This is a genomic window from Streptomyces sp. NBC_00386 (assembly GCF_036063235.1).
GTDB lineage: Bacteria > Actinomycetota > Actinomycetes > Streptomycetales > Streptomycetaceae > Streptomyces.
Genome location: NZ_CP107950.1, coordinates 6779676 through 6794094, shown reverse-complemented (window position 1 = coordinate 6794094; position 14419 = coordinate 6779676). Strand labels below are relative to the sequence as shown.

Annotated in this window: 11 protein-coding genes; 4 read left to right on the top strand and 7 right to left on the bottom strand. The window is 71.3% G+C overall.

Annotated features, from left to right (window positions below):
- Nucleotides 1-249: 249 nt before the first annotated feature.
- The gene (locus tag OG780_RS29775) at nt 250-1632 is read left to right on the top strand and encodes a cysteine desulfurase/sulfurtransferase TusA family protein (protein WP_328453300.1); all 1383 of its coding nucleotides are present in this window, start codon (nt 250-252) and stop codon (nt 1630-1632) included.
- Nucleotides 1633-1734: 102 nt separating this feature from the next.
- Here OG780_RS29775 and OG780_RS29770 read toward each other — a convergent pair whose 3' ends face one another.
- Nucleotides 1735-2709, bottom strand: coding sequence for a carbohydrate kinase family protein (locus tag OG780_RS29770; RefSeq protein ID WP_328453298.1), 975 nt, complete (start codon nt 2707-2709; stop codon nt 1735-1737).
- A 133-nt stretch (nt 2710-2842) separates the two neighbouring features.
- Here OG780_RS29770 and OG780_RS29765 point away from each other — a divergent pair, with 133 nt between their 5' ends.
- Nucleotides 2843-3064: a hypothetical protein gene (locus OG780_RS29765; protein WP_326788238.1), complete on the top strand. Its 222-nt coding sequence runs from the start codon at nt 2843-2845 to the stop codon at nt 3062-3064.
- 209 nt (nt 3065-3273) lie between these two features.
- Nucleotides 3274-5469, top strand: coding sequence for a hypothetical protein (locus OG780_RS29760; protein ID WP_328453296.1), 2196 nt, complete (start codon nt 3274-3276; stop codon nt 5467-5469).
- 92 nt (nt 5470-5561) lie between these two features.
- On the opposite strand, the gene OG780_RS29755 is transcribed toward OG780_RS29760, so the two are convergent.
- Nucleotides 5562-5918, bottom strand: coding sequence for an iron-sulfur cluster assembly accessory protein (locus tag OG780_RS29755; RefSeq protein WP_261706957.1), 357 nt, complete (start codon nt 5916-5918; stop codon nt 5562-5564).
- Nucleotides 5919-6254: 336 nt separating this feature from the next.
- Here OG780_RS29755 and nadA point away from each other — a divergent pair, with 336 nt between their 5' ends.
- The gene (gene nadA, locus OG780_RS29750; RefSeq protein WP_328453293.1) at nt 6255-7439 is read left to right on the top strand and encodes a quinolinate synthase NadA; all 1185 of its coding nucleotides are present in this window, start codon (nt 6255-6257) and stop codon (nt 7437-7439) included.
- 182 nt (nt 7440-7621) lie between these two features.
- Here nadA and OG780_RS29745 read toward each other — a convergent pair whose 3' ends face one another.
- The 5 genes from OG780_RS29745 to OG780_RS29725 form a co-directional block, all read right to left on the bottom strand.
- Nucleotides 7622-10771: an efflux RND transporter permease subunit gene (locus OG780_RS29745; protein WP_328453291.1), complete on the bottom strand. Its 3150-nt coding sequence runs from the start codon at nt 10769-10771 to the stop codon at nt 7622-7624.
- A gap of 156 nt (nt 10772-10927) precedes the next feature.
- Entirely contained in the window at nt 10928-11605 is a 678-nt protein-coding gene (locus tag OG780_RS29740; RefSeq protein ID WP_328453289.1) for a response regulator transcription factor, read from the bottom strand.
- Nucleotides 11602-12894 (bottom strand): sensor histidine kinase, encoded by a 1293-nt coding sequence (locus OG780_RS29735; RefSeq protein ID WP_328453287.1) that lies wholly within the window; start codon nt 12892-12894, stop codon nt 11602-11604. The genes OG780_RS29740 and OG780_RS29735 overlap by 4 nt, the downstream gene beginning before the upstream one ends.
- 282 nt (nt 12895-13176) lie before the next feature.
- Nucleotides 13177-13455 (bottom strand): PspA-associated protein PspAA, encoded by a 279-nt coding sequence (gene pspAA / locus OG780_RS29730; protein WP_326788232.1) that lies wholly within the window; start codon nt 13453-13455, stop codon nt 13177-13179.
- Nucleotides 13456-13484: 29 nt separating this feature from the next.
- Complete coding sequence (locus OG780_RS29725) at nt 13485-14282, bottom strand: PspA/IM30 family protein (RefSeq protein WP_328458472.1); 798 nt, start codon at nt 14280-14282, stop codon at nt 13485-13487.
- Nucleotides 14283-14419: the final 137 nt, after the last annotated feature.

The following is a 14419-nucleotide window of genomic DNA, read 5'->3' as shown; positions in this document are numbered from 1 at the left end:
CGCTGGTCGGTCGCCGCCCTGCGTCGGGCAGGGGTTTGGATGTTTATGCGGACCAAACCCTACTGGACGCTATTTGGGGTCGCGCGGGGAGGGTGCCCAACGCGCCGCCCTACTCCCCGAAGGAGTGCTGTTTCGCCTGCAAGGCCATGTCAGGACACCTGGAATGCCCCGGTCCGGATGACTTCTGACGCCCCCTTGGAAGGGCCGGCGACGGGCGGGCGCCCCCTGTCGCGGCACTAGCGTGGGGGCGTGTCCTACTTCGACGCCGCGTCCGCGGCCCCGCTGCACCCCGTCGCCCGGCAGGCCCTTCAGGCCTCGTTCGACGAGGGGTGGGCCGATCCCGCCCGCCTCTACCGTGAGGGCAGGAGGGCCCGGCTGCTCCTCGACGCGGCGCGCGAGGCCGCGGCCGAGGCGGTGGGCTGCCGTCCCGACGAACTGGCCTTCACCACCTCCGGCACCCGCGCGGTGCACTCGGGGATCGAGGGTGCTCTGGCGGGCCGGCGGCGCGTCGGAGACCACCTGATCGTGTCAGCCGTCGAACACTCGTCGGTCCTCCATTCGGCGGACGCCCACGAGGCGTCGGGCGGTGCGGTGACCCGCGTTCAGGTCGAGCGCACCGGAAGGGTGTCCCCTTCTTCCTATGCCGAGGCCCTGGTTCCGGGCACCGCGCTGGCCTGCCTCCAGTCCGCCAACCACGAGGTGGGCACGGAGCAACCGGTGGCGGAGGTGGCACAGATGTGCCGGGAGGCGGGGGTGCCCCTGCTGGTGGACGCGGCACAGTCGCTGGGCTGGGGGCGGGTGGAGGGCGACTGGTCCCTGTTGACCGCAAGTGCCCATAAATGGGGCGGCCCCTCGGGTGTCGGACTCCTCGTCGTACGCAAGGGCGTGCGGTTCGCTCCCCAAGGGCCCGCGGACGAGCGCGAGTCGGGGCGGGCGGCCGGCTTCGAGAACATCCCGGCGATCGTCGCCGCGGCGGCCTCGCTGCGTGCCGTCCACGCGGAGGCGGCGGCGGAGGCGGTACGGCTGCGGGAACTGACGGAGCGGATCCGGGCGCGGGTGCCCGCGCTGGTGCCGGACGTCGAGGTGGTCGGCGACGCGGTCCGCCGGCTCCCGGGGATCGTCACCTTCTCCTGTCTCTATGTCGACGGAGAGACTCTGCTGCACGAACTGGACCGCGCGGGCTTCTCGGTCTCCTCGGGCTCGTCCTGCACGAGCAGCACCCTGACCCCCAGCCACGTCCTGAAGGCCATGGGTGTCCTGAGCGAGGGCAATGTGCGGGTGTCGCTGCCGCCCGGCACCGACGAGGAGGACGTCGACCGCTTCCTGTCGGTGCTCCCGGGCGTGGTCTCGGGGGTCCGCGAGAAGCTGGGGGCGCCGGCGGCGGTGTCGAAGGTCCCCGCGTCCGTCGACGCGCTGGTGGTCGACGCGCTGGGCAGGCGCTGCCCGATCCCCGTCATCGAGCTGGCCAAGGTCATCGGGGACGTGCCGGTCGGCGGCACGGTCCGGGTCCTGTCCGACGACGAGGCGGCCCGCCTCGACATCCCCGCGTGGTGCGAGATGCGGGGCCAGGAGTACGTGGGGGAGGAGCCGGCGGATCACGGCTCGGCCTACGTCGTCCGCCGGCTGTCGTAGAACCGTCCCGCGCCCCGGGCCGGACCGGCCTCCGCCGGAACGAGAGCCGGGCCCGCCTCCGTCGGACGGAGGCGGGCCCGGCTCTCGTTCCGGTCCACGGGTCTAGGACAGGTGCGCCTGGACCTCGGTGGCGGCGTCGTCGCCGTACGCCTTGGTGAAGCGGTCCATGAAGTGGGCCCGGCTCAGCTGGTACTCCTGGGTGCCGACCGTCTCGATGACCAGGGTGGCGAGCATGCAGCCGACCTGGGCGGCGCGCTCCAGGCCGACTCCCCAGGCGAGACCGGAGAGGAAGCCGGCGCGGAACGCGTCACCGACGCCCGTCGGGTCCGCCTTGAGCTCCTCCTCGGGGCAGCCGACCTCGATCGGGTCGTGGCCGACGCGCTCGATGCGGACACCGCGCGAGCCGAGGGTGGTCACCCGGTGGCCGACCTTGGAGAGGATCTCCCCGTCGTTCCAGCCCGTCTTGGACTCGATGAGCCCCTTCTCGTACTCGTTCGAGAAGAGGAACGTCGCCCCGTCCAGCAGGACCCGGATCTCGTCGCCGTTCATGCGCGCGATCTGCTGCGAGAAGTCGGCGGCGAACGGGATCGCGCGCGAGCGGCACTCCTCGGTGTGGCGGAGCATCCCCTCGGGGTCGTCCGCTCCGATCAGGACGAGGTCGAGACCGCCGACGCGGTCCGCGACGGCCTTGAGTTCGATGAGGCGGGCCTCGCTCATCGCGCCCGTGTAGAAGGAGCCGATCTGGTTGTGGTCGGCGTCCGTGGTGCACACGAAGCGCGCGGTGTGCAGCACCTCGGAGATGCGCACGGAGGCGGTGTCGACGCCGTGCCGGTCCAGCCAGGCGCGGTACTCGTCGAAGTCGGAGCCGGCCGCTCCGACCAGGATCGGACGGGTACCGAGCTGGCCCATGCCGAACGCGATGTTCGCGCCGACGCCGCCGCGGCGGACATCGAGGTTGTCGACCAGGAAGGAGAGGGAGACCGTGTGCAGCTGGTCGGCGACCAACTGGTCGGCGAAACGGCCGGGAAAGGTCATGAGGTGGTCGGTGGCGATGGAGCCGGTGACTGCGATACGCACGGCTAGGACACGCTCCTGCGAGGGGAGGGGATTGACACTTAACGCTACCGGGTCCGCACTCGGCCCCTGAAGGGCCAAAACTACCCGATAGTAGATCTTTCTTCGTGACGGCAACGGTGCATACGGTTCCGGTATGACGAACCTCAAGGTCCATGGCACCGCTCCGCTCGGCCCGGTCGGCGACCTGGAAGGCGATCTGGCCTCGCTGCGTGGCGACTGCGCCCGGATGGCCGGTCACTGGTCGGCCCCCGCACCTGTCCCTCCGCTCCATGTCTCCCCCTCCCTCATCCACGGGGTGACCGTTCCGCCCGCCTCGGCACGGCTGCTGGACGCGATGTCCGACTACGGCGACTGACCGGCGGCGTCCGGGCGGCGCCGCCGTACGGGTGAGAGCTCGGGCGGCGCCGAACGGGTGAAGACGGGGTGCGCCCGCAGGGAACCGTGCGCTCCCCCGCTGCGTCCCATCGCTGTCCCCCGTAAAAGGGATGCGCTGTACGACCCTGGAGTGCCCGTCATCGACAGGGCCGGGTCGTGGGACAGCAGTGGAGCCGAAGGAGCGATGCGGTGAGCACCGAGCGACCCGACAACGACGCGACCGATCCCGTCGGAGGTCACGCCGAGGGTCCCGTCGAGGGCGCGGCCGAGGACGCCGTCGCGGGTCCTCCGGAGGGCGCCGTCACGGATGCCGCCGAGGACGCCGCCGCGGATCCCGCCGAGCGGCGGGCCGAGGATGCCGCCGAGGGGCACACCGAGGACCAGGCTGAGAGTTCCGTCGAAGACCAGGCCGAGGACCGGGCCGAGGGTTCCGCCGAGAGCCAGACCGAGGACCAGTCCGAGGGTTCCGCCGAGAGCCAGACCGAGGACCAGTCCGAGGGTTCCGCCGAGAGCCAGACCGAGGACCAGGCCGAGGGTTCCGCCGAGAGCCAGACCGAGGACCAGGCCGAGGGTTCCGCCGAGAGCCAGACCGAGGACCAGGCCGAGGGTTCCGCCGAGGACGCGGCCGACGGGACGGTGGAAGGCGCCGCCGGCGCGACCGCCCCCGGCGTGCCCGGCACCGTCGCGGGTTCCGGCGAGGAGACCGACGAAAAATCCGGCGAGGGTTCCGCCGAACCTCCCGTGGGTGCCGTTGCGGGCGCCGACACGGGTGCCGATGCGGGCGCCTCGCAGAGCGACGGCGACGATGACGGCGGCGGCGGCGGTGACGGCGAGGACTCCCGCGTCGAGCACCCCGACGTGTCCGTCCCGGGTCCCTTCGCGGACGACGGGGTCGGCAGGGCTCGTCGGCGGCGCACCCCGATGGCCGTCGCCTCGGTCGTCGCCGCCGTGCTGCTCGTCGGGGGCGGCGGCGCGTACGTCGCGGCGACGGCGTCCGGCGGCAGCCGTTCCGGTACCCCCGCGGCCGACGGCACTCCCCCGCGCCTGGCCCTCGACGGCTACGCCGCGGCGACCACCGGCAACGGGTCCACCGGCGGTACCGCCGGCATCGCGCCCGGCGAGCCCAACCCCTACGGCACGACCTACCGCGCGAGCGGCACACTCCCCGCGGGACCCGGCTCGGCGCACGTGCAGTGGGCCGAGGGCACGGTGACCCGGGCCGAGGTGGCCCGGCTCGCGAAGGCCCTGGGCCTGGCGGGCACGCCCCGGCTCGCCGGGGACGCCTGGACGGTCGGCACGGCCGCGGACGGCACCGAGCCCAATCTGCGGGTGACCGCGGACGCACCGGGGACCTGGACCTTCAGCTCCTCCCTGCCGGGAGGCGACAACTGCACCAAGGTCACGGTGTGCGGGTCCATGGGCTCCGGCTCCGAGTCCGATTCCGCACCCGGTCCGGTGAGCGAGGCGGCGGCCGAGAGGGCTGCCGCGCCCGTGCTGAAGGCGGTGGGCCAGGACGACGCGAAGCTCGACGCGAGCCAGCTCATGAACCGGGTGCGGGTCGTGAACGCCGACCCGGTCGTGGGCGGACTGCCCACGTACGGGTGGACGACCGGCCTGCGGATCGGCCCGGACGGTCATGTCGTCGGCGGCAGCGGCCAGTTGAAGACGCCGGTGGAGGGAGACGCGTACCCGGTCATCGGCGCGAAGAAGACGCTGGACCTGATGAACGGGTCGGCGTCGGCGACGGGCGACCGGCGCATGGGCATCGGCGGCTGCGCCAGCCCCGTACCGCTGAAGGACCGGGACGAGACGCCGTGCGAGCACCCCTCCCCCGCGCCGAAGGCGGAGGCGGTGACCGTCGAGAAGGCCACCTTCGGACTGGCGGCGCAGCGCGCGAACGGGCGGCAGGCACTGGTGCCGTCCTGGCTGTTCGAGGTGCGGTCGCCGGGCGCGCAGGACACGTACACCGTGACGCATCCGGCGGTAGAGCCGGCGTTCCTGGCCTCACCGGAGTCGCCGGCGCCGCCGAGCGCGGATCCGACGCGGCCTCCGGAGCAGTCGTCCTCACCGGCGGCCACACGTGACGTCGGTGTCCAGGGCTACACGGCCGACGGCAGGGACCTGACGGTCAGCTTCACCGGCGGAGTGTGCGCCGACTACACCGCGTCGGCGAGCGAGAGTTCCGGCAAGGTCACCGTCACCGTGACGGAGAAGCCCTGGAAGAACAAGGTCTGCATCATGATCGCCAAGATCTACGAGAAGACGGTGCGCCTGGACGAGCCGCTCGGCGGCCGGGAGGTCGTGGGGAGCGACGGCAAGGCGGTCCACCACGGGCGCTTCGGCATCCCCGATCCCTCCGCGGCGACGTCGGCCGGGCCCCGCTAGCGGCGGAACCGGTCCCGGACACACGAAGGCGGCGTCCCCGTCACAGGGGACGCCGCCTTTCGTCCGTACCGGCTTTTGTGCCGGCCGACTGACTAGCTGAAGGAGTCGCCGCAGGCGCAGGAGCCCGTCGCGTTCGGGTTGTCGATCGTGAAGCCCTGCTTCTCGATGGTGTCCACGAAGTCGATCGAGGCGCCGCCCAGGTACGGGGCGCTCATGCGGTCGGTGACGACCTTCACACCGTCGAAGTCCTTGAGGACATCGCCGTCGAGCGAGCGCTCGTCGAAGAAGAGCTGGTACCGCAGGCCGGAGCAGCCGCCGGGCTGAACGGCGACGCGCAGCGCCAGGTCCTCGCGGCCTTCCTGGTCGAGCAGGGCCTTGACCTTGGCAGCGGCGGCGTCGGACAGGATGATGCCGTCGCTCACGGTGGTGGTCTCGTCCGATACGGACATCTGCTTCTCTCCCGGGTTGTACGGAGACTGCTTGCCGACGGTTGCAACCGGCGGGGCCGCGGATTCATTCCGGGCCGAGCTCATGTCTTCTGCCTTCTCTCTTCATGCTCGCACATGCTCCCGCGCACGAACACATGCCTGTGGACAACCCCACGGTCACCCGGGTGTCACCCGCCGGAGAGGCGACCGGGATTCACGTCACATGGACGCTATGGCCATCGTCAACGTGACGTGAAGCGGTTATGATAGATAGCGTCAAATAGACGAAAAGGCATCGTACCGCCGGACCGCTCCCCTTCGAGCCCGGCGACCCGCAGAACAGAAAGGGTGCGTGTCGTGACCACCGCCCAGACCCAGGAGCTCGACGTCCAGCCGACGCCCCTCGCCCTGCTGCTGCTCGGCCGCCAGGCCGACCCGAAGAGCGAGCGGGGCGTGGAGTGCCCCGGCGACCTGCCCTCACCGTCCGACCCTGACCTGGTCGAGCGGGCGCGGGCTGCCAAGGAGAAGCTCGGCGACAAGGTCTTCGTGCTCGGCCACCACTACCAGCGCGACGAGGTCATCCAGTTCGCCGACGTCACGGGCGACTCCTTCAAGCTGGCCCGCGACGCGGCGGCCCGCCCGGAGGCCGAGTACATCGTCTTCTGCGGTGTGCACTTCATGGCGGAGTCCGCCGACATCCTGACGGGCGACGCCCAGAAGGTCGTCCTGCCGGACCTCGCCGCGGGCTGCTCGATGGCCGACATGGCCACCGCCGAGCAGGTCGCCGAGTGCTGGGACGTGCTGACCGAGGCCGGCATAGCCGAGCAGGTCGTGCCCGTCTCGTACATGAACTCGTCCGCGGACATCAAGGCGTTCACCGGCAAGCACGGCGGCACGATCTGCACGTCGTCGAACGCCCAGCGCGCCCTGGAGTGGGCCTTCGAGCAGGGGTCGCAGGTGCTGTTCCTGCCCGACCAGCACCTCGGCCGCAACACCGCCGTCCGCGACATGGGCATGTCGCTGGACGACTGCGTGCTCTACAACCCGCACAAGCCGAACGGCGGGCTGACCGCGGAGGAGCTGCGCGGCGCGAAGATGATCCTGTGGCGGGGCCACTGCTCGGTGCACGGCCGCTTCAGCGTGGACTCGGTGAACGACGTGCGCGAGCGCATCCCGGGCGTCAACGTCCTCGTGCACCCCGAGTGCAAGAACGAGGTCGTCGCGGCGGCGGACTACGTGGGCTCCACCGAGTACATCATCAAGGCCCTGGAGGCCGCCCCGGCCGGCTCCAAGTGGGCGATCGGCACGGAGCTGAACCTCGTACGGCGTCTCGCGAACCGGTTCGCGCCCGAGGGCAAGGAGATCGTCTTCCTCGACAAGACGGTCTGCTTCTGCTCGACGATGAACCGCATCGACCTGCCCCACCTGGTGTGGACCCTGGAGTCCCTCGCCGAGGGCAACCTCGTCAACCGCATCGAGGTCGACAAGGAGACCGAGGCGTTCGCGAAGCTGGCGCTGGAGCGGATGCTGGCGCTGCCGTAAACGTGCCGCGCGGCACCCATGGCGCAGTCACACACAAAGGGGCGCCCCTCATGACCGAGGGGCGCCCCTTGCCGTCGAACCGCCGGCGGTTCGACGGCGACGGCGACGGCGACGGCCGGAAAACGGCGGGCCCCCGCCCCGGCGTGTGAACGCCGGGGCGGGGGCCGCTTCCTGGAACCGGATCAGACTCCGGCCGGCTCCGGGGACTTGTCCTCGTCGCCCACGGAGCTCTCGCCGGACGCGGCCGGCCCGGACTCCTTCTTCAGCGACTCCCGCTTCGCAGCCTTCTTCTTCGCCCGGCGCTCCTTGCGCAGTTCGATCATCGCGTAGAGCGTCGGGACGAGCAGCAGCGTCAGCAGCGTCGAGCTGATGAGTCCGCCGATCACGACCACCGCGAGCGGCTGCGCGATGAAGCCGCCCTCACCGGTCACGCCCAGCGCCATCGGCAGCAGCGCGAAGATCGTCGCCAGTGCCGTCATCAGGATCGGGCGGAGCCGGTGCCGGCCGCCCTCGATCACGGCCTCGACCACGCCGTAGCCCTGCGCCCGGTACTGGTTGACGAGGTCGATCAGCACGATCGCGTTCGTCACCACGATGCCGATGAGCATCAGCATGCCGATCATCGCGGGGACACCCATCGGGGTGCCCGTGACGACGAGCAGGCCGATCGCGCCGGTCGCCGCGAACGGGATCGACACGAGCAGGATCAGCGGCTGGACCAGCGAGCGGAACGTCGCCACCAGCAGCATGAAGACGATCGCGATCGCCGCGAGCATCGCCAGGCCGAGGTTCTTGAACGCGTCGCTCTGGTCCGAGGAGACACCGCCGATCGACGCCGTGGCGCCGGAGGGCAGCTTCAGCTTCGCGAGCTTCGCCGTCAGGTCGTTGCTGACCGCTCCGGTGTTGTCACCGGTCGGCTTGGCGGTGATCGTGGCGGCCCGCTGCCCGTCGATCCGGGTCATCGAGACCGGCCCGTCGACCAGCTTCACGTCCGCGATGTCACCGAGCTTCACCGCGCCGAGCCGCAGCCCGCGCAGCTCCTGGATCGTGGTGACCGGCTCGGCGGACCTGATGACGACGTCCCGCTCGGTGTCGTCCAGGATCGCCTTGCCGCTGGTGGTTCCGCGTACCGCCTGGCCGACCGCCGCGCCGAGCGTGGCGTCGTTGAAACCGGCCGCCGCCGCCTTGGAGTTGGCCTTGACCGAGATCCGCGGCACGCTCTGGGACAGGTCGCTCGTGACGTCGGTGACGTCGTCGAGCTTCGCGACCTCGTCGCGGACCTGGCCGGCCGCCTTGCGCAGCACGTCCCCGTCCGCGGCCTTCACGACGACCTTGAGGTCCTGGCTGCCGAACCCGTCGCCGGCCGCGACCGTGATGGTGCCGGCGCCGGAGAGCTCGCCGAGCCCCTTCTCGATGCGGGCCTGGACGTCCTTGGCGGACGCGGAGTCCTTCAGCATGACCTGGTACGACGCCTGGTTGGTGTCCGTACCGCCGCCGAAGGCCGCCATGAAGCCGGACGAACCGATGGTGACCTGGTAGTCCTTGACGCCCTTGACGCCGGCGAGGACCTTCTCGACCCTCTTCGCCTGCGCGTCGGTCGCGGCCAGGCTGGTGCCCGGCTTCAACGCCTGCTTGACGGTGAGGACTTCCTGCTCGCCCTGGTCGAAGAAGTTCGTCTTCAGCAGGGGTGCCATGCCGAAGGTGCCGACGAGGACCGCGGCCGCGATCAGCACGCTGGTCAGCCTGCGGCGGGTGGCGAAGCGCAGGACCGGGACGTAGAAGCGCTGGAGACGGCTGCGCTCCTCCTTCTCCTCGGCCTGGCGGCGGGCCTCCTCGGCGTCCGCGGGGGTGCCCTTGGGCGCGCGCAGGAACCAGTACGAGAGCACGGGGACGACCGTCAGCGAGACGAGCAGGGACGCGAGGAGCGCCGCCGTGACCGTGAGACTGAAGGAGCCGAACAGCTCGCCGACCATGCCGCCGGTCAGCCCGATCGGCAGGAAGACGGCGACCGTGGTGAGCGTCGAGGAGGTGACCGCTCCGGCCACCTCGCGGACCGCGGTGAGGATCGCCTCCTCGCGCTCCTCGCCGTACCCGAGGTGCCGCTTGATGTTCTCCAGGACGACGATCGAGTCGTCGACGACCCGGCCGATCGCGATGGTGAGCGCACCGAGCGTCAGCATGTTGAGCGACAGGTCACGGGTCCACAGCACGACCAGGGCCAGCACCACGGACAGCGGGATGGACACCGCGGTGACCAGCGTCGAGCGGACCGACGCCAGGAAGAGCAGGATGACCAGGACCGCGAACAGCAGGCCGAGGGCGCCCTCGGTGGTCAGCCCGTGGATGGACTTGGAGACCGCCGGGCCCTGGTCGCTGACCACGGTGATCGCCGATCCGGCGCCCAGGTCGGCGCGCAGGCCGGGGAGCTTGTCCTTGACCGCGTCGGAGATGGCGACGGCGCTGCCGTCGTGGTCCATGGTGACCATCACGGCGAGGCTCGGGCTGCCGTCGGTGCGCGTGATGGAGTCGGCCTTGGCCGGCTCCTGCTTCACGGTGGCGACGCTGCCGAGGCGCACCGGCTTCCTGCCGGGCTGACCCGCGACCATCAGGTCCTGGATCTGCCCCAGCGAGGTGAAGCCGCCGCCGACCCGCACGGTGTGGTTGCTGCCGCCCTCGTCGAAGGAGCCGGCCGGGACGGTCGCCCCGCCGGCCTGGAGGGCCTGGCCGAGGGCGGCCGTGGTGAGGCCGGCCTTCGCCAGCTTCCTGTCGTCGGGCGTGACGGTGACCTGGAGGTCACGCACACCGGTGACCGCGACCCGGCCGACGCCGTCGATGCCGTCGAGGGCGGGGACGACCGTGCGGTCGAGCTGGTCGGCCAGGGCCTGCTGGTCCTTGCCGGAGGTGACGGCGAGGACGACGGTCGGCATGTCGTCCGTCGAACCGGCGATGACCTGCGGGTCGACGTCGTCCGGGAGCTGGGCGCGAGCCCGGTTGACGGCCTGCTGGACGTCGGCGACGAGCTGCTTGGTGTCGTTGCCGTAGTCGAAGGACGCCATGATCACGGCGTTGCCCTCGCTGGCGGTGGAGGTGACACCGGTGATGCCGTCGACGGCTTCGAGGTTGTCCTCGATGGGCTCGACGACCTGCTTCTCGACCACATCCGGAGACGCACCCTGGTACGGCGCGAGCACGGACACCATGGGCAGTTCGATGGTGGGCAGCAACTGCTGCTTGAGCTGGGGGATCGCTATCGCCCCGAAAGCGAGCGCGATGATCGACATCAGCCCGATGAGGGCCCGCTGCGCGAGGCTGAATCTGGACAGCCAGGACATGGGTGGTGGGTCTCTCTTCTGTGGTTCGAGCGGAAGGCGGTGAACTGGGGAACGCCCCACGTCACACCTTGGGCCATGAACGGGCGACGATCCGTAGCCCCTGGGTCCATTTCCTTACCCGGAACCTACTCCAGGCGCAGTACGCGCAGGTAACGCTCAGTCCACCCTCGGGCGTACCAGCCCCGACTCGTACGCGATGACCACCAGCTGGGCCCGGTCGCGGGCGCCGAGTTTGGCCATGGCCCGGTTGACGTGCGTCTTCACCGTGAGCGGACTCACTTCGAGGCGCTCGGCGATCTCGTCGTTGGAGTGGCCCGCGGCGACCTGGACGAGCACCTCGCGCTCGCGCCCGGTGAGCGCGCCGAGCCGCTCGGAGCGGGCGGCCCCCGGCCCCTCGTCGTCGCCCCGCGCGAGGAACCGGGCGATGAGGCCCTTGGTGGCCGCCGGGGACAGCAGCGCCTCCCCGCCCGCGGCGATCCGGATGGCGTTGAGGAGTTCCTCCGGCTCGGCGCCCTTGCCGAGGAACCCCGAGGCGCCGGCGCGCAGCGACTGCACCACGTACTCGTCGACCTCGAAGGTCGTCAGCATCACGACCCGTACGTGCGCGAGGCCCGGGTCGGCGGTGATCATCCGGGTGGCGGCGAGTCCGTCCGTGCCCGGCATCCTGATGTCCATCAGCACCACGTCGGCCCGCTCGTCCCGGGTCACCGTCACGGCCTCGGCGCCGTCGGACGCCTCCCCCACGACCTCCATGTCGGGTTCCGAGTCGACCAGCACGCGAAAGGCGCTGCGCAGCAATGCCTGGTCGTCGGCGAGCACGACACGGATCGTCATACGGGGTCCCCCAGGGCAGACGCGTGGTTCTTGACGGGAAGGATCGCATGGACGCGGAAACCGCCTCCGTAGCGGGGACCGGCCGTGCAGCTCCCGCCGATCGCGGTGACGCGTTCGCGCATGCCGAGCAGCCCGTGGCCGCCGCCCTCCTGCGGTCCGGTGTCCGGTCCGGAGCCGTGCTCGTGTCCCCGGCCGTACGCCTGTTCCGGGCCGGTGTCCTGTCCGGGGACCGTGTCCCGGTCCGGGCCGTTGTCGAGGACGGTCACCTCCACCACCGGCCCGACGCGGACCACGCTGACCTCGGCCTTCGCTCCCGGGCCCGCGTGCTTGCGCACATTGGTCAGGGCCTCCTGGATCACCCGGTACGCGGCGAGGTCGGCGGCCGCGGGCAGCACCGTGCCGGAGTCGGAACGGGCCACCTCGACGGGGAGCCCCGCGTTGCGGAAGGTGTCCGCGAGTTCGTCGAGCCGGGCCAGCCCGGGGGCGGGCTCGGTCGGGGCCTCGGGGTCGCCGGACTGACGCAGCAGGCCCACGGTGGCGCGCAGTTCGTTCAGCGCGGACCGGCTGGCCTCCCGTACGTGGGCGAGGGCCTCCTTGGCCTGGTCGGGGCGCTTGTCCATGACGTGGGCGGCGACTCCGGCCTGCACGTTGACGAGGGCGATGTGGTGGGCGACGACGTCGTGCAGATCGCGGGCGATCCGCAGCCGCTCCTCGGCGACACGGCGGCGCGCCTCCTCCTCCCGGGTGCGCTCGGCCCGCAGCGCGCGTTCCTTGATCGCGTGCACGAAGGCGCGCCGGCTGCGGACGGCGTCACCGGCCGCCGCGGCCATCCCGGTCCACGCGAAGACGCCGAGGTTCTCCTGGGCGTACCAGGGCAGCGGTCCGGCGAGCATGGCGACCGCCGTGAGGACGGTCATGGTGAGCAGGCCGACGCGCCAGGTCGTGGGGCGGTCGGTGGCCGAGGCCACGGTGAAGAGGGCGACGACGGCGGACATGGTGACCGGGGCGCGGGGGTCGGCGGTCACCAGCTCCACCAGAGAGACACCGACGGTCGCCGCGAGGACCTTCATCGGGGCGCGGCGGCGGAAGACCAGGGCCGCTGCGGCGAGGACCATCAGGGCGAGGCTGAGGACGTCGGGGGTGCGGGCGCTCCAGGTCGTTCCGTCGGCGCCGTGCGCGTCGACGAAGGAGCCGGCCACCATGCTGACGAGGACGCCGGCGGCGAGGGCGGCGTCCAGGGCGAGGCGGTGGTCCCGCAGCCAGTCCCTCATACGCTCCAGAGTGCTCATCCGGTCCACGGTACGGGGCCCTGCCGGGCTGGGGACCGGCCGGTACGGCACCACTCCGCGCCCGGTCCGTCTCCCGGGCGGGGTGCGGGGTGGCGCGTGCGTCCCGGCATCGCGCTCGGGTGCCGGGACGGGGTCCGGGGTGGTGCGGTGTCCCGGTGCTGCGTCCGGGGAACGTGACGCGGTCCGTGCCGTGTACTCCACCGCTCCTGTGTGCCCCCGTTCCCCCGGGTTGCCGGGCCGGTGGGCTGTGCCCTCGGGCCCGGAAGCCGGAGCGGGGAGCGGTCAGCCGGGGATCAGGCCGTCGTCGCTCAGCATCTCGCGGACCTCTTCGAGCGTGGCGTCCGGAGACGGGAGGATGAGCTCCGACGGCTCCAGCGAGTCGTCGGGGAGCGGGGTCCCCGCACCGCGCACCGCGTCCAGGAGGGCCGCCAGAGTGCGGCGGAAGCCGGACTCGTCACCCCTCTCCATCTCGGTGAGCAGTTCGTTGTCCAGCTTGTTCAGGGCGGTGAGCCGGCCGTCGTCCAGCCTCACCTGCCCCTCCCCCATGATCCGTACGATCATGTCGCCTCCTCAGGCATGGGCCCGCCAGGTCACTGCTTGTCGAAGCGCGGAGTGTCCTGCGGCTGCGACGACGGCTGGGACTGGCCCGTGCCGCCCTCGATCGCCTGCTTCTGCGACGAGGAACCGCCGGCCAGCTCGGCCTTCATGCGCTGGAGCTCCAGTTCCACGTCCGAACCACCCGAGATCCGGTCCAGCTCGCTCTGGATGTCGTCCTTCGCCAGCCCGGACTGGTCGTCGAGGGCACCGGAGGCGAGCAGCTCGTCGATCGCGCCGGCCCGCGCCTGGAGCTGCGCCGTCTTGTCCTCGGCACGCTGGATGGCAAGCCCCACGTCGCCCATCTCCTCGGAGATGCCGGAGAAGGCCTCACCGATCCGGGTCTGTGCCTGGGCCGCCGTGTACGTCGCCTTGATCGTCTCCTTCTTCGTACGGAAGGCGTCGACCTTGGCCTGCAGACGCTGCGCGGCGAGGGTGAGCTTCTCCTCCTCGCCCTGGAGGGTCCGGTGCTGCGTCTCCAGGTCGGTGACCTGCTGCTGGAGCGCCGCGCGGCGCGACAGCGCCTCACGGGCGAGGTCCTCGCGGCCGAGCGCGAGGGCCTTGCGGCCCTGGTCCTCCAGCTTGGAGGACTGGTTCTGGAGCTGGTTCAGCTGCAGTTCGAGACGCTTGCGGCTGGTCGCCACGTCGGCGACACCGCGCCGGACCTTCTGGAGCAGCTCCAGCTGCTTCTGATAGGAGTAATCGAGGGTCTCGCGCGGGTCCTCGGCCCGGTCAAGGGCCTTGTTCGCCTTCGCGCGGAAGATCATCCCCATACGCTTCATGACACCGCTCATGGGCTTCGCGCGCCCCCTTCTGACGGACTCCAGCTCCAGGTACTGCAACAGGACCCACAGTACGGGCCCTGCATCCATTACCGCACTGTTCGGGGACGGATGCGCTCATCCCCAAGGACGACTGCTCCCGCCACCGC

What these genes read in the sequence shown, in the direction of transcription:
- OG780_RS29765 (WP_326788238.1), top strand. Translation starts at nt 2,843, where the DNA reads ATGACGAACCTCAAGGTCCATGGCACCGCTCCGCTCGGCCCGGTCGGC.
- OG780_RS29755 (WP_261706957.1), bottom strand. Translation starts at nt 5,918, where the DNA reads ATGTCCGTATCGGACGAGACCACCACCGTGAGCGACGGCATCATCCTG.
- OG780_RS29745 (WP_328453291.1), bottom strand. Translation starts at nt 10,771, where the DNA reads ATGTCCTGGCTGTCCAGATTCAGCCTCGCGCAGCGGGCCCTCATCGGG.
- OG780_RS29740 (WP_328453289.1), bottom strand. Translation starts at nt 11,605, where the DNA reads ATGACGATCCGTGTCGTGCTCGCCGACGACCAGGCATTGCTGCGCAGC.
- OG780_RS29735 (WP_328453287.1), bottom strand. Translation starts at nt 12,894, where the DNA reads ATGAGCACTCTGGAGCGTATGAGGGACTGGCTGCGGGACCACCGCCTC.
- pspAA (WP_326788232.1), bottom strand. Translation starts at nt 13,455, where the DNA reads ATGATCGTACGGATCATGGGGGAGGGGCAGGTGAGGCTGGACGACGGC.
- OG780_RS29725 (WP_328458472.1), bottom strand. Translation starts at nt 14,282, where the DNA reads ATGAGCGGTGTCATGAAGCGTATGGGGATGATCTTCCGCGCGAAGGCG.